At 72.1% G+C, this 18,941-nt stretch carries 18 protein-coding genes and 1 pseudogene; 14 read left to right on the top strand and 5 right to left on the bottom strand.

Translation table 11 applies throughout. The features are described from left to right. Window position 1: 1 nt before the first annotated feature. Window positions 2-2,680: a DUF1631 family protein gene (locus V6M57_RS01350; protein WP_332813179.1), complete on the top strand. Its 2,679-nt coding sequence runs from the start codon at window positions 2-4 to the stop codon at window positions 2,678-2,680. A 101-nt stretch (window positions 2,681-2,781) separates the two neighbouring features. On the opposite strand, the gene V6M57_RS01345 is transcribed toward V6M57_RS01350, so the two are convergent. The 3 genes from V6M57_RS01345 to V6M57_RS01335 form a co-directional block, all read right to left on the bottom strand. Then, complete coding sequence (locus V6M57_RS01345; RefSeq protein ID WP_332813178.1) at window positions 2,782-3,258, bottom strand: DUF494 family protein; 477 nt, start codon at window positions 3,256-3,258, stop codon at window positions 2,782-2,784. A gap of 82 nt (window positions 3,259-3,340) precedes the next feature. Continuing rightward, window positions 3,341-4,462 (bottom strand): DNA-processing protein DprA, encoded by a 1,122-nt coding sequence (gene dprA, locus V6M57_RS01340; RefSeq protein ID WP_332813177.1) that lies wholly within the window; start codon window positions 4,460-4,462, stop codon window positions 3,341-3,343. Between the two features lie 10 nt (window positions 4,463-4,472). Beyond that, on the bottom strand, window positions 4,473-5,699 hold the full coding sequence (locus V6M57_RS01335; protein WP_332813176.1) for a LysM peptidoglycan-binding domain-containing protein: 1,227 nt from the start codon (window positions 5,697-5,699) through the stop codon (window positions 4,473-4,475). 138 nt (window positions 5,700-5,837) lie between these two features. Between V6M57_RS01335 and def the strand changes: the two genes are divergently transcribed. The 9 genes from def (at window position 5,838) to V6M57_RS01290 (ending at window position 13,939) form a co-directional block, all read left to right on the top strand. Next, a complete protein-coding gene (gene def / locus V6M57_RS01330) occupies window positions 5,838-6,353 on the top strand; it encodes a peptide deformylase (protein WP_332813175.1) in 516 nt (171 codons plus the stop codon). A gap of 5 nt (window positions 6,354-6,358) precedes the next feature. Further along, entirely contained in the window at window positions 6,359-6,859 is a 501-nt protein-coding gene (locus V6M57_RS01325) for a hypothetical protein (RefSeq protein WP_332813174.1), read from the top strand. A 19-nt stretch (window positions 6,860-6,878) separates the two neighbouring features. Next, entirely contained in the window at window positions 6,879-7,844 is a 966-nt protein-coding gene (gene fmt / locus V6M57_RS01320) for a methionyl-tRNA formyltransferase (protein ID WP_332813173.1), read from the top strand. Then, on the top strand, window positions 7,844-8,581 hold the full coding sequence (locus tag V6M57_RS01315; RefSeq protein WP_332813172.1) for an AzlC family ABC transporter permease: 738 nt from the start codon (window positions 7,844-7,846) through the stop codon (window positions 8,579-8,581). Before fmt ends, V6M57_RS01315 begins: the two co-directional genes overlap by 1 nt. After that, on the top strand, window positions 8,578-8,919 hold the full coding sequence (locus V6M57_RS01310; RefSeq protein WP_332813171.1) for an AzlD domain-containing protein: 342 nt from the start codon (window positions 8,578-8,580) through the stop codon (window positions 8,917-8,919). The genes V6M57_RS01315 and V6M57_RS01310 overlap by 4 nt, the downstream gene beginning before the upstream one ends. 86 nt (window positions 8,920-9,005) lie before the next feature. Further along, window positions 9,006-10,199 (top strand): phosphoglycerate kinase, encoded by a 1,194-nt coding sequence (locus V6M57_RS01305; RefSeq protein ID WP_332813196.1) that lies wholly within the window; start codon window positions 9,006-9,008, stop codon window positions 10,197-10,199. Window positions 10,200-10,316: 117 nt separating this feature from the next. Continuing rightward, on the top strand, window positions 10,317-11,750 hold the full coding sequence (gene pyk, locus V6M57_RS01300; RefSeq protein ID WP_332813170.1) for a pyruvate kinase: 1,434 nt from the start codon (window positions 10,317-10,319) through the stop codon (window positions 11,748-11,750). A 148-nt stretch (window positions 11,751-11,898) separates the two neighbouring features. Then, entirely contained in the window at window positions 11,899-12,963 is a 1,065-nt protein-coding gene (gene fba, locus V6M57_RS01295) for a class II fructose-bisphosphate aldolase (protein ID WP_332813169.1), read from the top strand. A 67-nt stretch (window positions 12,964-13,030) separates the two neighbouring features. Further along, window positions 13,031-13,939, top strand: coding sequence for a phosphoribosylaminoimidazolesuccinocarboxamide synthase (locus V6M57_RS01290; RefSeq protein WP_332813168.1), 909 nt, complete (start codon window positions 13,031-13,033; stop codon window positions 13,937-13,939). 140 nt (window positions 13,940-14,079) lie between these two features. Here the strand turns inward: V6M57_RS01290 and trxA are convergent, their stop codons facing one another. Next, window positions 14,080-14,973, bottom strand: a complete 894-nt coding sequence (gene trxA / locus V6M57_RS01285) for a thioredoxin (RefSeq protein ID WP_332813167.1) — start codon at window positions 14,971-14,973, stop codon at window positions 14,080-14,082. Between the two features lie 46 nt (window positions 14,974-15,019). On the opposite strand from trxA, the gene purE reads away from it, so the two are divergent. From purE to V6M57_RS01265, 4 genes are read left to right on the top strand one after another with little or no spacing between them, the layout of a single operon-like run. After that, window positions 15,020-15,511: a 5-(carboxyamino)imidazole ribonucleotide mutase gene (purE, locus tag V6M57_RS01280; RefSeq protein WP_332813166.1), complete on the top strand. Its 492-nt coding sequence runs from the start codon at window positions 15,020-15,022 to the stop codon at window positions 15,509-15,511. Continuing rightward, a complete protein-coding gene (locus tag V6M57_RS01275; RefSeq protein ID WP_332813165.1) occupies window positions 15,508-16,683 on the top strand; it encodes a 5-(carboxyamino)imidazole ribonucleotide synthase in 1,176 nt (391 codons plus the stop codon). The genes purE and V6M57_RS01275 overlap by 4 nt, the downstream gene beginning before the upstream one ends. Window positions 16,684-16,687: 4 nt before the next feature. Further along, window positions 16,688-17,680 (top strand): L-threonylcarbamoyladenylate synthase, encoded by a 993-nt coding sequence (locus V6M57_RS01270; protein ID WP_332813164.1) that lies wholly within the window; start codon window positions 16,688-16,690, stop codon window positions 17,678-17,680. Between the two features lie 40 nt (window positions 17,681-17,720). Beyond that, window positions 17,721-18,668 (top strand): SGNH/GDSL hydrolase family protein, encoded by a 948-nt coding sequence (locus V6M57_RS01265; protein WP_332813163.1) that lies wholly within the window; start codon window positions 17,721-17,723, stop codon window positions 18,666-18,668. Window positions 18,669-18,751: 83 nt separating this feature from the next. Here V6M57_RS01265 and V6M57_RS01260 read toward each other — a convergent pair. After that, window positions 18,752-18,941 (bottom strand): annotated as a pseudogene (locus V6M57_RS01260) (peptidase M15); the annotation flags it as partial.

Here is an 18,941-nt window from a genome sequence, read left to right as displayed (position 1 = left end):
GGTGATCCAGGCCCACCCCCCCGCCCAGAGCAGCGTCATCGCACGGCAGGCGCGCGAGCATTTCGTCTCGCAGCTGGAAGGGGTGCTGCAGCCGCTGTCGGACGCCATCCGGGCCCGCCTGCTGGAGCTGATGGACAGCGCCGCGGGCAACCGCGAGGCGCAGGAGCGGCGCGACGCCATGCAGGAATTCGAGCAGCGGCGCCGCGCGTGGGTCGAAGCCACCGGCCAGGCCTGGCGCAGGGCGCTGGTGCCGCCCACGGCCACCGGCCGGGTCCGGCTCGAAACGCTGAACCTGTCCCTGATCGGCGACGAGGTGGTGGAGAACAAGATCGTCTCCTCGCGGCTGGCCATGGCGATCGCGGAGAAGGCCACCTGGGAGCTCAACGAGCTCAAGGCACGCATGGAGCACCTGGACGGTGAAGGGCTGGCCGGCCATGACGTGCTGCGCGCCGAGGCGGTGGCCCAGTTGATGGTGGAGCAGTGGAGCGCCAGCGGACTGGCGCGGCCCACCTGGCTCCAGGTGCACGAGGTGATCCACAAGCAGATGACCGAGCGCATGGTCGCCGCCTACCGCTCCACCAACGAGCTGCTGGTCGGCCGCGGCGTGCTGCCCGACATCGACCTGAGCGCGCGCGTCAGGCGCGGCGCGCCGTTGCCTTCCTCGAGGTCGGCTCCCGCCAGCGGGGCCGGCGGCCTGGCCAGCGGTCCCGCAGGGGTGGCGGGCGCCGGCGGTGCGCCGGGCGCCGAAGGCGGCGGCGCGGGCCCGGGCGGAGCGGGCGCAAGCGGCGGATCCTTCCCGAACGCAAGCGGCTGGGCGGCGGGTACCGTCGGCGGGGCTGCCCCGGGCGCCGCGGCCGCTCCGCGCGGAGGCGGCGGAGGAGGCGGCGGATCGGGCGGAGGAGGCGGAACGGGCGGAACGGGCGGCGGCGGGTCCGCCTCGGTCGTCACGCCGCCGCCTGGCGGTGCCGCCGGCGCGGGCGTGGCCGGTGCGATGCGTGCCGGTGGCCACTCCGTTCCGGCTGCGCCCGGCGCTGCCGCTCACGGCGGCGGCACCCCCGGCGAATCGGCGCGGGGCGGCCGCGCGGGCCCGGCTTCCGCTTACAGCGGCTACACGCGGGGGCTGGGCGGCGCGGTGGCCGACGAGACCCGCATGATGACGTCGACCACGCCGCTGGCCCGTGCGCGCATGCGCGCCACCGGCGTGATCGGCCAGCTCAAGCGCCTGCTCACCGAGAAGGCCGGGTTCGACCCGCGCCAGGCCGCCACCCCTTCGCCGGCGCTGTCGGAGGCGATCAGCCAGCATGCCGCGGCCGTCGCGAGACGGATCGATACCGAAGCGGGCGGCACCGACACGGTCGGCGAGGTGGTGGTCTATGACGATGCCGCCGTCGAGCAGGCCGTGGCCGACCTGCGCCAGCGCAGCGGCGAGCTCAAGAAGAAGGCGGCGACCACCGGCGAGAAGGCCACCATCGAAATCGTGGCGCTGATGTTCCAGAGCATCCTGGCCGAGGAGCGCATCCCGCCCGGCGTGCGGGTCTGGTTCGCGCGCCTGCAGATGCCGGTGCTGCGCGTCGCGCTGGCCGAACCGGAGTTCTTCGGCACGCTGGAGCACCCGGCGCGGACGCTGATCGACCGCATGGGCTCGTGCGTGCTCGGGTTCAATGCGGCGACGATCAACGGCAGCGCGCTGGAGTCGGAGATCAAGCGGGTGGTGCAGGTGATCGAGCAATACCCCGAGACCGGCCGCCGCGTGTTCCAGCTGGTCTACGACGAGTTCCAGAAATTCCTCTCGAAGTTCCTGACCGAGAAGAGCGACACCCAGCGCCTGGTCAGCGTCGCCCAGCAGGTCGAGCAGAAGGAGGCGATGGCGATCCAGTACACCATCGAGCTGCGCAAGATGCTGGCCGACGTGCCGGTGCGCGAGGAGATCCGCGAGTTCCTGTTCAAGGTCTGGGCCGACGTGCTGGCCGTCGCCGCGGTCCGGCAGGGTCCGCAGCACCCGGACACGGTGGCACTGAAGAAATCGGCGGCCGACCTGGTGTGGTCGGCCAGCGCCAAGCCGAACAAGGCCGAGCGCACGAAGGTCATCCAGGAACTGCCGGCCTTGCTGCAGCGGCTGCGCAAGGGCATGGCGCTGGCGGGGCTGGCGGCGGCGGACCAGGAGAAGCACATCAAGGTGATCAGCGACACCCTGGCCGACGCCTTCAGGTCCAGGACCGAGGCGATCCCGCCGGCGCAGATCGATGCCATCGGCAAGCGGCTGGCGCACCTGGAAGACTTCATCAGCGACGACCCTTCGGCCGACCTGCCACTGGACCAGGAAGCGCTGGAGATGATGCTGGGCATCGACGCCTCCATGATCGAGGTGGTGGCCGACGGCGGCTCGCGTCCCGGCGACGCCATGCTGGCGTGGGCGGCCGAGCTGCAGCAGGGCACCTGGTTCACGCTGGACCACAACGGCCAGGTGCACCAGGTGCAGTACGTCTGGCGCAGCCAGCGCAAGCAGCTGCACCTGTTCGCCTCCTCCGAGGGCCGCAGCTTCCTGCTGCAGGCGCGCCGCCTGGCCGCCTACCTGCAGGCGGGGCTGCTGCTGCCGGCGGAGGAAGAGGCGCTCACCGTGCGCGCCACGCGCGAGGCGCTGGCCCGGCTGGACGCCAACCCCGAACGGCTATTGGCCTGAGGCGGATCACCAAAAGGACAAGGCCCGCGAATGCGGGCCTTGTTTTCAGTTGGAGCGAAGCGGTTTCCCGGGCCTTGTCCTTCAGGATCCAGGGGCTCGGTCTAGTGGGGCAGGCGACCAGCCGTGTCGTCGCACAGCTCGTCGAGGATCAGGGCGTCGGGTTCCTGGCCCATGCTCCAGTAGACCATCAGCACGATGATCTTCAGGTCGTCGAGCGGCACCGGGCCGCCGGGTGCGGCCATGGCGCGGTCGATCACGATCTCGCGCATGGCGGGCGGCATCACCCCGGCCGACTCCAGGAAGCTGATGAAGCCCAGGCAGGGCGCGCCCAGGTGGTCCTGCTCGGCGACCGAGTAGACGCGCAGGCTGCCGGTGGACGGGAGGCAGGCGGTTTCGCCGGGTTCCGGCAGGTGCGTGCACCGGGCCGCGAAGTTCAGGCCGTCGAGCCATGCGAGGGCCTGCTGGATTTCCTCGGGCTCGAAGCCGTGGGCGCTCAGCCTGCGTCCCAGCTGCTGCAGTTCGGGGCATGCATCCCCGCGCCAGTAGTTCTCGTAGACAAACACCAGCACTTCGAACATGGGGCCAATATAGCCCAGTCACCCGCGCGGCCCGGCCGCGCGCGGGAAGGCTGTTGCGCCAGCGCATCGCGCCGTGCGGCCCTCAACCCCGCTCGACGCGCTGGAACAGGCCGCCGGGCAGTCGGGCGACATGCCCGGCCAGCTCCAGCTCGAGCAACTGCGCCTGCAGCTGCGCGGCGCCGGTGCCGGTGCGGGCGATCAGTGCGTCCAGGCCCACGGGGTCGAAGCCCATCGCCCGCAGCAGGAAGCCTTCCGGGTCCCCGTCGGGCGCCGCTTGCGGCGTCGAACGCGCGGCCGCCGCCTGCTGCGGCGCCAGTTCCTCCAGCACGTCCTGCGCCGTCTCCACCAGCTTGGCGCCCTGGCGCAGCAATTCATGGCAGCCGCGCGCCTGCGGCGAGTGGATGGACCCGGGAATGGCGAACACCTCGCGGCCCTGTTCGGCGGCGAGGCGGGCGGTGATCAGGGAGCCCGACTTCAGCGCCGCCTCCACCACCAGCGTGCCCTGTCCCAGCGCCGCGATGATGCGGTTGCGGCGCGGGAAGTTCTCGCGCAGCGGACGCGTGCCCAGCGGGTACTCGGACACCAGCAGCCCGCGCTGCGCGATGCGGTGCGCGAGGTCCAGGTGCTGGCGCGGATAGACGCGGTCCAGGCCGGTGCCCACCACCGCGATGGTGGCCAGCGCACCCTCGGCGGCGCCTTCCAGCGCGCCTTCGTGCGCGGCGCCGTCGATGCCCAAGGCCAGCCCGGACACCACCGTGAGGCCGGCCTGCGCAAAGGTGCGGGCGAACTGGCGCGCATTCAGCGCGCCCTGCGGCGTGGGATTGCGGCTGCCGACGATGGCGATGGCGCGCGGCCATTGGGTGACCGGCGGGCCCTGCAGGTACAGCAGCAGCGGCGGGTCCTCGGTCTGCAGCAGGCCCGGGGGGTAGCCGCCATCGGCCAGGGTGAGCAGGCGCCGTGGCGCCGCCGGGTCTGCGGCCTGCAGCCAGGCCCAGGTGGCATCGACCTGTTCCCGCCAGCCGGGCGGCTCCTGCTGCAGCGCCTGCACCTGGGCGGGCGAAGCCAGCGTGCCGAGAGCCCTGGCGGACTGGGCGAACAGCTGCTGCGGCAGTCCGAAGGCGGCCAGCAGGCGGCGGGCGCCGGCCGGCCCGACGCCGGGCGTCATCGCCAGCCGCAGCCAGGCGGCCAGTTCGCCGCGCTCCATGGCGCGGGGTTCAGCGCGGGTTGACGACGCGGTCGCCGACCTTCACGCCGTCGCCCGTCTCCAGGATCAGCGCGTAGGACAGGCGCTCGAACGGGCGGAACACCATCATCAGCCCGTTGCGCTCGTTGGGCAGCTTGATCTCGCTGCGCTCGCCGGGTTGCGAGCGGTCGACGATGCGGGGGCCGGCGCGCAGGATGGCCAGCACGTGGCCCGACGCCAGTCCGTCGGCCGTGCCCTTGTTGATCACCACCACCTGGTTCTGGCCGGCCAGCGCCACCGAGTCGCCGTACATGGACACCACTGCGCCCTCGACCGCGCCTTCCGGCGCGCGCGGCGTGTAGCTCACCAGCTGGCGTTCGGGGGCCGGCAGCAGCCGGTCGCCCACGCGCATCTCGCTGCGGGCCGAGACGATGTCCAGCGTGGCCGGCACCGGCAGCTCGCGGGCGTCGCCGCCGCGGTCCGGCACCGAGGCCTTGTCCTCCCCGCGCACCAGCAGCGCCGAGCCGAGGTACTGCGCCTCGTAGCCCAGCACCTTGCGGGTGACCGGGTCGCGCAGCGGCACGGCGCTGCGGAACACGCGGTACTCGTCGCCGCCGCGGGCCTTGACCATCAGGGGCGTTTCGGCGCCGCCGCGCGCGTACACGCGGTCGCCGCGCGTGATCAGCACGCGGTGCTCGGGGGCGGCCACGATGCGCGGCGCCTGCTCGAGCAGGCCCTCCTCGACGATCAGCGCCTCGGCCAGGAAGGGCTCGATCAGGTGCGGCTGCAGCGTCGGCAGGGCGGCGTCGGCCAGTGACTCGATGCGCACCCGCGGCGACACCCGGATGGTGTCGGTGGGCGGCGAGTCGATGCCGCCCTGCGCCTGCTGCAGGCGCAGGCGGGCGCGGTCGCCGTCGCGTTCGAGCACCAGCTGCTGGCCGGGGTAGATGAGGTGCGGGTTGCGCACGTCCTGCAGGTTCATGCCCCACAGCTCGGGCCAGCGCCACGGGCTGGTGAGGAACAGCCGGGACAGGTCCCACAGCGTGTCGCCGCGCTTGACCGTGTATCGGTCCGGCGCATTGGGCGCAAGTTCGGAGAGCGGTACGCCCGACTGGGCGACCTGCTGGGCCGTGGCGCGCTGGCCGGGCGTGACCGGCTGGGCCAGCGCCGGCAGCGCGAACACCGCGGCGGCCAGCACGGCAGCAGCGCGCCGGGCCAGCGGCGGGAGGGCGGCCACGGCTTCGCGTTGCGCCATCATCTTTCCTCCTCCTACAAGACTTGACAAATCACTGTCGATTCTGCGCTCAAGCCCTTGATTGGGCAACGTTTATGGCTACAAGCGCCTGACCGGCCCCGCAAAAGTGGCGAAAATAGCGACAGCCCCCATCTGCGACCCATGGCCCTCCTGCCCATCCTCCGCTACCCCGACCCCCGCCTGCACACCGTGGCCCGGCCCGTGCAGGCGGTCGACGCCCGCATCCGCCAGCTCGTCGCCGACATGCTGGAGACGATGTACGACGCGCACGGCATCGGGCTGGCCGCGACCCAGGTGGATGTGCACGAGCGGCTGATCGTGATCGACGTGTCGGAAGAGCGCAACCAGCCGCTGGTGCTGATCAACCCCGAGATCACCTGGGCCTGCGAGGACACCCAGGTCAACGAGGAAGGCTGCCTGTCGGTGCCCGGCGTGTACGACGGTGTCGAGCGCTCCACGGCCGTGCACGTGCGCGCCCTGGACGAACAGGGCCGCTCGCGCACGATCGAGGCCGAAGGGCTGCTGGCGGTGTGCATCCAGCACGAGATGGACCACCTGCTGGGCAAGGTGTTCGTCGAATACCTGTCGCCGCTCAAGCGCAACCGCATCAAGAGCAAGATGCTGAAGTCGCGCCGCGAGGCCGAGCGCACGGCCTGAGTGCCATGGACTTGCGCCGCACCCTCGCCGGACTCGGCCTGGCGACCCTGCTGGCGGCCTGCGCCCATCCGTTCTACGCCGGCGACCTGCAGCCCGGCACCAGCCGCCAGCAGGTGCTGGAGCGGCTGGGTCCGCCGACGCGCATCGTCGCCCTCCCCGGTGGCGAGCGGCTGCAGTATTCGACCCAGCCTTTCGGCCACCACGCCTGGATGGTCGACCTCGACCCGGCCGGCCGCCTGGTCGGGGCCCGGCAGGTGCTGGCTGCGGCCGAGTTCCAGCGCATCGTGCCCGGACAGTGGACCGCCACCGACGTCGAGCGGGAGTTCGGGCCGCCGGCCCGGGTCGACGGCGTGGCGAGCTGGGACGGCCCGGTGCTGACCTACCGCTGGCGCGACGTCGATCGCAGCGACATGTTCTATTGGGTGTACCTGGACCGGCAAGGTGTGGTCCGGCGCGCCCACCAGGGCATGGAGTTCATCAACGCGCCCGACAACGAGCGCAACTGAGAGCACCCTTTCCCATCCCATGCGGCTCGTCTTTGCCGGTACGCCCGACTTTGCCCGCGCCGCCCTGGAACGGCTGCACGCGGCGGGCTTTGCCATCCCGCTGGTGCTGACCCAGCCCGATCGGCCCGCGGGCCGCGGCCTGAAGCTGCAGCCTTCGCCGGTCAAGCAGTTCGCGCAGCAGCACGGCATCCCCGTGGCGCAGCCGCGCAGCCTGCGGCTGGATGGCCGGTATCCCGAGGATGCCGCCCGGGCGCGGCAGGCGTTGCAGGCGGCGGATGCCGACGTGATGGTGGTGGCCGCGTACGGCCTGATCCTGCCGCAGTGGGTGCTCGATGCGCCGCGGCTCGGTTGCCTGAACATCCACGCCTCGCTGCTGCCGCGCTGGCGCGGCGCCGCACCGATCCACCGCGCCATCGAAGCCGGCGACGCCGAGACCGGCGTGACCATCATGCAGATGGACGCAGGGCTGGACACCGGCGACATGCTGCTGGCCGGGCGCATCGCCGTCGCGCCGCAGGACAGCACCGGCACGCTGCACGACCGGCTGGCCGCGCTGGGCGCGGGCCTGATCGTCGAGGCGCTGGAACTGGCCGGCCGCGGCGGGCTGGTCCGCACCCCGCAGCCGGCCGCCGGCGCGAGCTACGCCCGCAAGATCGACAAGGCCGAGGCCCAGGTCGACTGGTCGCAGCCGGCCGTCGCCATCGAGCGGCGCCTGCGCGCCTTCGATCCGTTCCCGGGCGCCACCAGCGCGCTGGCGGGCGAATCGGTCAAGCTGTGGCGCGCCCAGGCAGCGGATCGCCCGCTGCCGGCCGGCATCGTGCCCGGCACCGTGGTGGCGGTGGCGCCGGCCGGCATCGAGGTGGCGACCGGCGAGGGCCTGCTGCGGCTGACCGAGCTGCAGCGCGCGGGCGGCAAGCGCCTGCCGGCAGCCGACTTCCTGCGCGGTACGCCGGTGGCGCCGGGCCAGCGCTTCGGGACGGCCTGATGTTCTGGCTGGCTTCGGTGCGGCGGCACCCCGAGTTCCGCGATGGCGTGCGCGCCAGCGCGCCCGTCGCGCCGGGCATCGCCGCCTGGGGGCTGATGACCGGCGTCGCCATGGTCAACGCCGGCATGAGCGTGGCCGAGTCGGTGGCGATGACCCTGCTGGTCTATGCCGGCAGTTCGCAGCTGGCGGCGATTCCGCTGCTGGTGGCCGGCGCGCCGATGGGGGTGATCTGGGCCACGGGGTTCTGCGTGAACCTGCGCTTCGTGGTGTTCAGCCTGCACCTGCGCGATTACCTGATCCACATGCCGCGCTGGCGCCGGCTGGCCAACGGCTTCCTGACGGCGGACATGAGCTATGCGCTGTTCACGGCGCGCCACCCGCACCCGGTGGCCGACCCCGAAGGGCGCGCCGCGCAGGAAGCCTACCTGGCCGGCAACTACGCGATCACCTGGGTCGCCTGGATCGTTCCCAGCCTGCTCGGTGTCGCGCTGGGCAACCTGGTGCCCGCGCGGTGGGGGCTGGGCTTTGCCGGCGTGCTGTGCCTGCTGGGCGTGATGTGCTCGCTGGCCAATACGCCGCTGCGCATCCTGGCAGCGGTGCTGGCCGGTGGCGTCGCCGTCGCGGCCTCTGCGCTGCCGTTCAAGCTCAACGTGGTGGCGGCGATCGCCTTGGCCGTGCTCGCGGCGTTCTGGCTGGAGGGCCGGCGGCCCTCGCGGCCGCAGGGGCAGGCCGCATGAGCACGGCGGGCACCGACCTGTGGACGCTGGCCGTCATCCTGGGCCTGGCCGGCGTGACCGTGCTCACCCGCTGCTTCTTCTTCATCCTCGACCGTCCCTGGCGCCTGCCCGAAGGCGCGCGGCGCGCACTGCAGTACGCGCCGGTCGCGGCGCTCGCCGGCGTCGTGCTGCCCGAAGTGGTGATGACCCAGGGGCAGCTGATCGCCGGCTGGCAGGACGCCCGCCTGTTCGCCGCCGGGGCCGGCGTGGCGGTATTCGCCTGGCGCCGCAGCGTGCTCGGCACGCTGCTGGCCGGCATGGCGGTGTACCTGCCGCTGCACCTCGCCCTGGGCTGGTAGCCCGGCCGCAGGCGGCCCGTCGCGGCGGCCCGGCTGCCTACAATCGCCGGTTCCCCTTTCCACTGCCGATGGCCGAGCTGCGACCCATGAACGTGCTGCGCTTTTCCGATCTCTGCGACCAGGGCCGGGTGGCCGGCCGGCGCGTGTTCATCCGTGCCGACCTGAACGTCCCGCAGGACGGGCAGGGACGCATCACGGAGGACACGCGCATCCGCGCCTCGCTGCCGTGCATCCGCATGGCGCTGGAGGCCGGCGCCGCGGTGATGGTGACCTCGCACCTGGGCCGCCCCACCGAGGGTGGGTTCAAGCCGCAGGACTCGCTCGCGCCGGTGGCGCAGCGCCTGTCCGAACTGCTGGCGCGGCCGGTGCCGCTGAAGGCCGGCTGGGTCGACGGCGTGCAGGTCGCGCCCGGCGAGCTGGTGCTGCTGGAGAACTGCCGCGTCAACAGGGGCGAGAAGAAGAACGACCCGGGGCTGGCGCGCAAGATGGCCGCGCTGTGCGACATCTACGTGAACGACGCGTTCGGCACCGCGCACCGGGCCGAAGCCACCACCTACGGCATCGCCGAATATGCGCCGGTGGCCTGTGCGGGCCCCCTGCTGGCCGCCGAGATCGATGCGATCGGCAAGGCGCTGGCCCATCCGCAGCGGCCGCTGGTGGCGATCGTCGCCGGCTCCAAGGTGTCGACCAAGCTCACCATCCTGCAGTCGCTCGCGAAGAACGTGGACCGGCTGGTGGTCGGCGGGGGCATCGCCAACACCTTCCTGCTGGCCGCCGGCCTGCCGATCGGCAAGTCGCTGGCCGAGCACGACCTGGTGGAGGAAGCCCGGGCGGTGATGCAGGCGATGAAGGCGCGCGGCGCCGAGGTCCCCATCCCGACCGACGTGGTCACCGCCAAGGCCTTCGCCGCCGACGCGCGGGCCACCGTGAAGGCGGCACGCGACGTGGCCGAGGACGACCTGATCCTGGACATCGGCCCGGACACCGCCCGGGCGCTGGCCGACCAGCTCATGGCCGCCGGCACCATCGTCTGGAACGGCCCGGTGGGCGTGTTCGAGTTCGACGCCTTCGCACAGGGCACCGAGGCGATCGCCCGGGCCATCGCCCGCTCGCGGGCCTTCAGCATCGCCGGCGGCGGCGACACCCTGGCCGCGATCGCCAAGTACGGCATCGAGAAGGACGTGGGCTACATCTCGACCGGCGGCGGCGCCTTCCTCGAGGTGCTGGAAGGCAAGACGCTGCCGGCGCTCGAGATCCTGGCCCGGCGCGCCGCCGCCTGACGCCGCGCGGCACCCGCGCCGATTGGCCGCATGGCGCGCACAAGTGCTGCGACATGCCCGCGTCCGCCGGGCATGTGAGAATGCCCCAAGCCACCTTGTCGAGGAGGAGTCCTGCCCATGGCCCGTCGCGCCACCAAGATCGTCGCCACACTCGGTCCCGCGTCCAGCGACCCCAAGCTGCTGGAGCAGATGATCCGCGCCGGCGTCAACGTCGTGCGCCTGAACTTCAGCCACGGCAAGGCGCAGGACCACATCGACCGGGCGCAGCTGGTGCGCGAGGCGGCGCAGCGCGCCGGCCGCGAGGTGGCCATCATGGCCGACCTGCAGGGCCCCAAGATCCGGGTGGGCCGGTTCGCCGAAGGCAAGGCATTGCTGGAACCCGGCATGAAGTTCGTGCTCGACGCCGCCCGCAGCGAGCCCGGTGGCATCGAAGGCGTAGGGCTGGACTACAAGGAGCTGCCGCGCGACGTGCGCGCCGGCGACACGCTGCTGCTCAATGACGGCCTGATCGTGCTGACGGTGGACCGGGTCCGCGGCGAACAGGTGCACACCACCGTCAAGCTGGGCGGCGAGCTGTCCAACAACAAGGGCATCAACAAGCAGGGCGGCGGCCTGTCGGCGCCGGCGCTGACGGCCAAGGACATGGAGGACATCCGCACCGCGATGAGCTTCCAGGCCGACTACGTGGCCGTGAGCTTTCCCAAGACCGCCACCGACATGGAGATGGCCAGGCAACTGTGCAACGTCGCCGCGGCCGAATACCGCCACAAGCCCGGGCTGATCGCCAAGATCGAGCGGGCCGAGGCCATCCCCAACCTCGAATCCATCCTCAGGGCCAGCGACGGCATCATGGTCGCGCGCGGCGACCTCGCGGTGGAAGTCGGCAATGCCGCCGTGCCGGCGCTGCAAAAGCGCATGATCCGGGCGGCCCGCAAGTGCGACAAGGTGGTGATCACGGCCACCCAGATGATGGAGTCCATGATCACCAACCCGGTGCCCACCCGCGCCGAGGTCAGCGACGTCGCCAACGCGGTGCTGGACGGCACCGACGCGGTGATGCTCAGCGCCGAGACGGCCACCGGCCGCTATCCGCTGGAGACCATCATCGAGATGGCCAACATCTGCGCCGAGGCCGAGATGGCGGAGGACGTCAGGCTCGACGCCGACTTCAGCGGCACCGAGTTCTCGCGCATCGACCAGTCGATCGCCATGGGCGCGCTGTTCACCGCCTACCACCTGGGGTGCAAGGCGATCGTCGCGCTGACCGACTCGGGCTCCACGCCGCTGTGGATGAGCCGGCATCCGATCCACGTCCCGATCTACGCGCTCACCCCGCGGCTGGCCACGCAGCGCCGCATGGCGCTGTACCGCAACGTCCGCCCGCTGCTGATGGACCAGAGCGCCGAGCGCGACACCGCCCTGGCCGATGCCGAGGCCCACCTGAAGAAGCGCGGCATCGTCGCCTCCGGCGACATCTACGCGATCACCTGCGGCGAACCGATGGGCGCCCCGGGCGGCACCAACATGCTCAAGATCCTGCGGGTGGCCTGAAAGGCGCCCGCGCGCCCGGCGGGCACGGTCCAGCGCGACCGTGCCAAGCGCCCCGGCGGCGCGACCCAGCCGCTAGAATTTCCCCAGCTGGCGCAGGGTGTTTCCCGCTCGCGCCAAGCCGCATTTCATCACTCGACAGGACTGCACCATGCCCCTCGTTTCCATGCGCGAACTGCTGGACCATGCCGCCGACAACGGCTACGGCATCCCGGCCTTCAACGTCAACAACCTCGAGCAGGTCCAGGCGGTGATGGAAGCCGCCCGGGAGCTGGCGGCGCCGGTGATCCTGCAGGCCAGCGCCGGCGCCCGCAAGTACGCCGGCGAGCCCTTCGTCAAGCACCTGATCCAGGCCGCGCTGGAGGCCTACCCGGAGATCCCGCTGGTGATGCACCAGGACCATGGCCAGAGCCCGGACGTGTGTGCCGGCGCCATCAAGCTGGGCTTCTCCTCGGTGATGATGGACGGCTCGCTCGAAGCCGACGGCAAGACCATCGCCAGCTACGACTACAACGTCGACGTCACGCGCAAGGTGGTCGACATGGCGCACAAGCTGGGCGTCACGGTCGAGGGCGAGCTGGGCTGCCTGGGCTCGCTGGAGACCATGCGCGGCGACAAGGAGGACGGCCACGGCACCGAAGCGACCATGACGCGCGAGCAGCTGCTGACCGACCCCGAGCAGGCCGCCGACTTCGTCAAGAAGACGCAACTGGACGCGCTGGCCATCGCCATCGGCACCAGCCACGGTGCCTACAAGTTCTCGCGCAAGCCCACCGGCGACATCCTGGCGATCGATCGCATCAAGGAGATCCATCGCCGCATTCCCAACACCCACCTGGTGATGCACGGCTCCTCCTCGGTGCCGCAGGACCTGCTGGCCATCATCAACCAGTACGGCGGCAGGATGAAGGAGACGTACGGCGTGCCGGTCGAGGAGATCCAGGAAGCGATCAAGCACGGCGTGCGCAAGATCAACATCGACACGGACATCCGCCTGGCCATGACCGGCGCGGTGCGCAAGTTCCTGGCCGAGAACCCCGACAAGTTCGACATGCGCGAGTGGATGAAACCCGCGCGCGAAGCCGCCAAACAGATCTGCCGGCAGCGCTACCAGCAGTTCGGCTGCGAAGGCCAGGCGCCGAAGATCAAGGGCCACTCGCTGCAGGTGGTGGCGCAGAAGTACGAGCGCGGCGAGCTGGCGCAGACGGTGCACTGACGCGCGCCTTGGCGATAATCGGACGGCCCGCGCGTTGCGGGCCGTTTGCTTTTGCCGGACGACTGCCATGACCTCCGCCCTGCACACCTCCTCGCTCACTTCGCTGCCGCTGCTGGCGCGCGGCAAGGTGCGCGACAACTACGCGGTCGGCAACGACCGCATCCTGATGGTCGCGACCGACCGCATCTCGGCCTTCGACGTGATCATGGGCGAGCCGATCCCCGGCAAGGGCGAGCTGCTGACCCACATGGCGCTGTTCTGGTTCGGCAAGCTGGCCCGGCTGTGCCCCAACCACCTCACCGGCGAGCTGCCCGAGAGCGTGGTGACCTCGGCCGAGATCCAGCAGGTGGTGGGCCGCTCCATGCTGGTCAAGCGCCTCAAGCCGCTGCCGATCGAGGCGGTGGTGCGCGGCTACCTGGCCGGCAGCGGCTGGAAGGAGTACCAGGCCACGCAGTCGGTCTGCGGCGTGCCGCTGCCCCCGGGGCTGACCAATTCGAGCCGCCTGCCGCAGCCGATCTACACGCCGGCTTCCAAGGCGGCGGCCGGCGAACACGACGAGAACATCACCTTCGAGCGCACCGTCGAGCTGGTCGGGGCCGCGGTGGCCGGGAAGGTGCGCGACCTCAGCATCGCGCTGTACACCGAGGCCGCGAAGATCGCGCTGGCGCGCGGGCTGATCATTGCCGACACCAAGTTCGAATTCGGCATCGACGAGCGCGGCCGGGTGGTGCTGATGGACGAGGTGCTCACGCCCGACTCCTCCCGCTACTGGCCGGTGGAAGGCTACGAGGAGGCGCTGCGCGAGGGCCGCAACCCGCCCAGCTTCGACAAGCAGTACCTGCGCGACTGGCTGGAGCAGGTGCGCATCCACGGCAAGCCCTGGGACAAGTCGCCGCCGGCGCCGCGGCTGCCGCAGGACGTGATCGCCCGCACCGCGGCCAAGTACCGCGAGGCGCTGGACCGGCTGACGGGCTGACGGCCCGTCCGGGCAGGGCAGCACCCCCGTGCCATCCCGGTGGAAACCGGGACCCACCTTCCGCCGCCCGTGCACGCAGGTGCGTGTTCAGCGCGCGGGCGATGGATTGCGGCTCGAGGCCGCCATGGCACGGATCCGTGTCAGGACAACACCACGCTCGACAGCCGGCGGCGGTAGGTTGCCACGGTGGGATCGTCGGGCGGTATCTGGCCTTCGGCGACCTTGGGCCTGGGCGGCTCGATGATGTCGAGGATGGCGATATAGGCCTTGCGCGCGGCGTCCTCGTTCCAGGTCTTGTCGCGCATCAGGATCTCCAGCAACTCGTCCATCGCCTCGGTCCAGCGCTGCTGCGCGGCCAGCAGGCAGGCCTTGCCGAAGCGGGCCTCGAAGTCGCGCCGGTCGGCGGCGATGCGCGCCTCCAGCCCGGCCTGGGCCCGGTCGGCATCGCCCTGCCGCGCCGCAAAGTCCATGGCGTCGATCACGCGCTGCAGCGAGTCGAGCCGCCGGATGCCGGCCGCCTTGGCAGCGGCCGGTTCGAAAGCGACCCTGGCATCGGCCAGCCGGCCGGCCAGCAGCAGGGCCTTGACGTACTCGAAGCGGGCCTCGTCGTCGGCCGGGTTGGTGGCCACGGCATGCTGCAGCTGCTCCAGCCGGTCCTGCGCATCGAGCGGCTCCTCGGCCGGCAGCTCTTCCTCGGCCGCCGGACCGGCGGCGGGCAGGTGCTTGTCGAGGAACTGGCGCAGCTGGCCTTCGGGCACGGCTCCCATGAAGCCGTCGACCGGCTGCCCGTTCATCAGCAGGATGCAGGTCGGGATGCTGCGCACGCCGAAGGCCGCCGCGAGCTGCTGCTCCTGGTCGGAATCGATCTTCACCAGCTTGAAGCGGCCCGCATACTCGGCCTCCAGCTTCTCGAGGATCGGCCCGATCACCTTGCAGGGGCCGCACCACGGCGCCCAGAAATCGACCAGCACCGGCTGGGTCATGGAGGCGGCGATGACTTCGGTTTCGAAGTTCTCGATCGTGACGTCGATCATGGAATGCGGGTCCCTAAACTTAGAATTCAGCCTTTAGGAGCACTTCATGCCCCCTGTCCAGGTCGGCGTGGTGATGGGGTCCGGCAGCGACTGGGACACCCTGCAGCACGCAGTGCAGATTCTCCAGGAATTCGGCGTCGCGCATGAGGCGAAGGTCGTTTCCGCGCACCGGATGCCCGACGAGATGTTCGGCTACGCCGAGCAGGCCGCCGGCCGCGGGCTGAAGGCCATCATCGCCGGCGCCGGCGGCGCCGCCCACCTGCCCGGCATGCTGGCGTCCAAGACCACCGTGCCGGTGCTGGGCGTGCCGGTGCCCAGCCGCCACCTGCAAGGGGTGGATTCGCTGCACAGCATCGTGCAGATGCCCAGGGGCATTCCCGTCGCCACGTTCGCCATCGGCGCTGCCGGAGCGGCCAACGCGGCCCTGTTCGCGGTGGCGATGCTGGCCGGCGCGGACGAGCGGCTGCGCAGCCAGCTGGCCGCGTTCCGGACCCGGCAGACGGAGGCCGCGCGCGCCACCGTGCTGCCACCGGCATGAGCACGCCGGCCGCGATGCCGCTGCCGCCGGGCAGCACGCTGGGGGTGATGGGGGGCGGCCAGCTCGGCCGCATGTTCGTCCATGCCGCCCAGCAGCTGGGCTACGCCACCGCGGTGCTGGACCCCGACGGGGCCAGCCCGGCCGGCCGGGTCAGCCACTTCCACGTGCACGCCGCCTACGACGACGAAACCGGGCTCGACGAGCTGGCCGCACGCGCGCAAGCCATCACCACCGAATTCGAGAACGTGCCGGCGCAGTCGCTCAGGACACTGGCGATGCAGCGGCCGGTCGCGCCGGCGCACACGGCCGTGGCGATCGCGCAGGACCGGGCGCAGGAGAAGGCGCATTTCCTGCGCTGCGGCGTGCCCTGCGCCCCGCATGCGGTGATCGCGTCGGCCGGGGACCTGCCGGCCGTGCCCGAGGCCCTGCTGCCCGGCGTGCTCAAGACGGCCCGGCTGGGCTACGACGGCAAGGGCCAGGTGCGCGTGGCCGACCGGGCTGCGCTGGCCGCCGCCTGGGACGAGTTGCACCGGGTGCCCTGCGTGCTGGAACGCCTGCTGCCGCTGGCGGCGGAATGCTCGGTGGTGGTGGCGCGCGGCGCCGACGGCGCCATGGTCCACCTGCCGGCGCAGAAGAACCTGCACCGCGACGGGATCCTGGCCGTGACCGAGGTCGGCTCCGGCGTGCTGCCCGAGGCCACGGCGCGGCAGGCGATCGAGGCCACGCGCGCCATCGCGCAGGGGCTGGACTACGTCGGCGTGCTGTGCGTGGAGTTCTTCCTGCTGCAGGACGGCTCGCTGGTCGTCAACGAGATGGCGCCGCGGCCGCACAACAGCGGCCACTGGAGCATCGACGGCGCCGACGTCTCGCAGTTCGAGCTGCAGGTGCGCACGCTGGCCGGCCTGCCGCTGGTGGCGCCGCGCCAGCACAGCCACGCGATCATGCTCAACCTGCTCGGCGAGCTGTGGTTCGCGCCGGGAAGCGACGACCCGCGCGAGCCGCCCTGGGGGCCGGTGCTGGCCTTGCCGGGCGCCCACCTGCACCTGTATGGCAAGGCCGGCGCGCGCGCCGGCCGCAAGATGGGCCACCTGACCGTCACCGCCGCCGACCCGGCCCAGGCCCGCGGCGTGGCCCTGCGTGCCTGCGAGCTGCTGGGCATCGCGCCGTTCTGAATCGATGATCAGCGATCCGCGCGACCCCGCCGCCCTGCAGGACGCCGTCCGCGCGTTGCAGGCCGGCGAGCTGGTGGCCTTTCCCACCGAGACCGTCTACGGCCTGGGCGCCGACGCCGGCAACGACGCGGCGGTGGCCCGGGTCTTCGCCGCCAAGGGACGGCCGAGCGACCATCCGCTGATCGTGCACGTGCCGGACGGCGCCGCCGTGTCCCGCTTCGCCGCCGACGTGCCAGCGTTCGCGCAGCGCCTGATCGACGCGTTCTGGCCCGGCCCGCTCACCCTGATCCTGCCGCGCCGCGAAGGCGTGGCACCGGCCGCCGCCGGCGGTCACGACACGATCGGCCTGCGCTGCCCTTCGCACCCGGTGGCGCAGGCGCTGCTGCTGGCCTGCGCGCGTGCCGAGCCGCCGGTGCCGGGGCTGGCCGCGCCCAGCGCCAACCGCTTCGGCCGGGTCAGTCCCACCAGCGCCGCCCACGTCGCTTCCGAATTCGGCGAGGGGCTGCGGGTGCTCGACGGCGGCTCCTGCGAGGTCGGCATCGAATCGGCCATCGTCGACTGCACGCGCGGCCGGCCGGTGCTGCTGCGCCCGGGCGTGCTCACCGTGCGGCAGATCGAGGCGGCCTGCGGCGAGCCGCTGGCGCGGCCCGGCGAAGTGGGGCGGGAGGCCCCGCGAGCCTCGGGCACGCTGGCCTCGCACTACGCCCCGCGCGCACGCGTGCGGCTGATGGACGCCGCGGCCCTGCAGGCCGCGCTGGACGTGCTGGGCGAGCAGGCCGAGGGCATCGCGACCTGGTCGCGCGCGATCCTGCAGACTCCCTCGAGCCGGGTGCTGCGCCGGCACATGCCCGAGGACGCGCGCGAGGCGGCGCGCCAGCTGTTCGCGGTGCTGCGCGAATTCGACGCCCGGGGCGTGCAGCTGATCTGGGTCGAGGCGCCGCCGGCCGGCGCCGACTGGGACGGCGTGCGCGACCGCCTGCAGCGCGCGGCGGCCTGAGCGCTCGTTAAACTAGCGCGGCTTTTCGACGGAGATCCCCATGCGTTTCCAGCGGTTGCGCCGTGCGCTGCTCACGGCCGCCAGTCTTTCGCCGTTGCTGCTCGCCGCCTGCGGTGGCGGCTCGGTCGAGTCGGAGTTCCACCCGGCCCGGGTGGTGGCTTTCGGCGACGCCGCCGCCGATGCCGGCCAGCGCGGCGCGCGCTACACCGTCAACAACGGCGGGGTGAACTGGACCGAGCAGCTGGCCGCCCGCTATGGGCTGGCGCTCGCGCCCAGCGCGAGCGGCGGCACCAGCTACGCGATCGGCAGCGCGCGCGTAACTGCCCGGCCCGATGCCAGCGGCAACGCCGCCACCCCGACCATCGCCGAGCAGATCGACGCCTTCCTGGCGGCCGGCGCGCCCGCCGGCGGTGACCTGGTCGTGGTGTCGGGCGGCACCGCCGACATCCTTGCGCAGGTGGCGGCGGTCACGGCCACCACCCAGTCCCAGGCCGCGGCCACCGCCAACGTCCAGCAGGCCGGCCGCGAGCTCGGCGCACAGGTGCAGCGGCTGGTCGATGCCGGGGCCTCGCACGTCGTGGTGGTCGGACCCTACAACCTCGGGCGCTCGCCCTGGGCGCAGGCCAGCGGCAACGCCGCCTACCTGCAGGATCTCAGCACGCAGTTCAACAACGGGCTGCTGGTCTCCATCGTCGATCTCGGTGCCAAGGTGCTGTACGTCGACGCGGCGCTCTACTTCAACCTGGTCACCGCCAGTCCCGCGAGCTATGGCTTCACCGACGTCGACAGCGTCCTGTGCACCTCGGTGGACGCGGGCGCCGGCATCGGCATCGGCGCCGGGCAGGTGAACTCGGCGCTGTGCAACGCCGGCACGCTGACGGGCGCGCCGGTCGAGGCCACCTTGTTCGCCGACCCGGTCTACTTCACGCCGGCGGGGCACGTGTCGTTCGGCAATTACGCGTTCGACCGGCTGCGCGAACGCTGGTGATCCGCTACGCTCCAACAGGAAACAAGGGGCCCGCAGGGGCCCCTTGTCCTTTGGTCGGTGCGCTTCGTGGCGGGTCCCCGCGTTCAGGGCTGCCGGGCGGTCCAGGCCAGCAGGGTCTCGATTACCGGACGCAGGGCGGCCGCGTCGGGATGGTTGGCGATCGCCACCACCACCCAGCGGCGCCCACCGGCGCCGTGCACGTAGCCGGCCACGCCGAACACGTCGCGCAGGCTGCCGCTCTTGAGGTGGGCGCGGGCCGGCGCCTGCAGCCGG

The sequence above is a fragment of the Ramlibacter sp. genome (assembly GCF_036676645.1).
Lineage (GTDB): Bacteria > Pseudomonadota > Gammaproteobacteria > Burkholderiales > Burkholderiaceae_C > Ramlibacter.
This window is presented reverse-complemented; position numbering and strand designations above follow the sequence as displayed.

Excerpts from the sequence above, each read along its gene's own strand:
- V6M57_RS01345 (WP_332813178.1), bottom strand. The coding sequence starts at position 3,258 with ATGTTCGAAGTGCTGGTGTTTGTCTACGAGAACTACTGGCGCGGGGAT.
- dprA (WP_332813177.1), bottom strand. The coding sequence starts at position 4,462 with ATGGAGCGCGGCGAACTGGCCGCCTGGCTGCGGCTGGCGATGACGCCC.
- V6M57_RS01335 (WP_332813176.1), bottom strand. The coding sequence starts at position 5,699 with ATGATGGCGCAACGCGAAGCCGTGGCCGCCCTCCCGCCGCTGGCCCGG.
- def (WP_332813175.1), top strand. The coding sequence starts at position 5,838 with ATGGCCCTCCTGCCCATCCTCCGCTACCCCGACCCCCGCCTGCACACC.
- V6M57_RS01325 (WP_332813174.1), top strand. The coding sequence starts at position 6,359 with ATGGACTTGCGCCGCACCCTCGCCGGACTCGGCCTGGCGACCCTGCTG.
- fmt (WP_332813173.1), top strand. The coding sequence starts at position 6,879 with ATGCGGCTCGTCTTTGCCGGTACGCCCGACTTTGCCCGCGCCGCCCTG.
- V6M57_RS01315 (WP_332813172.1), top strand. The coding sequence starts at position 7,844 with ATGTTCTGGCTGGCTTCGGTGCGGCGGCACCCCGAGTTCCGCGATGGC.
- V6M57_RS01310 (WP_332813171.1), top strand. The coding sequence starts at position 8,578 with ATGAGCACGGCGGGCACCGACCTGTGGACGCTGGCCGTCATCCTGGGC.
- V6M57_RS01305 (WP_332813196.1), top strand. The coding sequence starts at position 9,006 with ATGAACGTGCTGCGCTTTTCCGATCTCTGCGACCAGGGCCGGGTGGCC.
- pyk (WP_332813170.1), top strand. The coding sequence starts at position 10,317 with ATGGCCCGTCGCGCCACCAAGATCGTCGCCACACTCGGTCCCGCGTCC.
- fba (WP_332813169.1), top strand. The coding sequence starts at position 11,899 with ATGCCCCTCGTTTCCATGCGCGAACTGCTGGACCATGCCGCCGACAAC.
- V6M57_RS01290 (WP_332813168.1), top strand. The coding sequence starts at position 13,031 with ATGACCTCCGCCCTGCACACCTCCTCGCTCACTTCGCTGCCGCTGCTG.
- trxA (WP_332813167.1), bottom strand. The coding sequence starts at position 14,973 with ATGATCGACGTCACGATCGAGAACTTCGAAACCGAAGTCATCGCCGCC.
- purE (WP_332813166.1), top strand. The coding sequence starts at position 15,020 with ATGCCCCCTGTCCAGGTCGGCGTGGTGATGGGGTCCGGCAGCGACTGG.
- V6M57_RS01275 (WP_332813165.1), top strand. The coding sequence starts at position 15,508 with ATGAGCACGCCGGCCGCGATGCCGCTGCCGCCGGGCAGCACGCTGGGG.
- V6M57_RS01270 (WP_332813164.1), top strand. The coding sequence starts at position 16,688 with ATGATCAGCGATCCGCGCGACCCCGCCGCCCTGCAGGACGCCGTCCGC.
- V6M57_RS01265 (WP_332813163.1), top strand. The coding sequence starts at position 17,721 with ATGCGTTTCCAGCGGTTGCGCCGTGCGCTGCTCACGGCCGCCAGTCTT.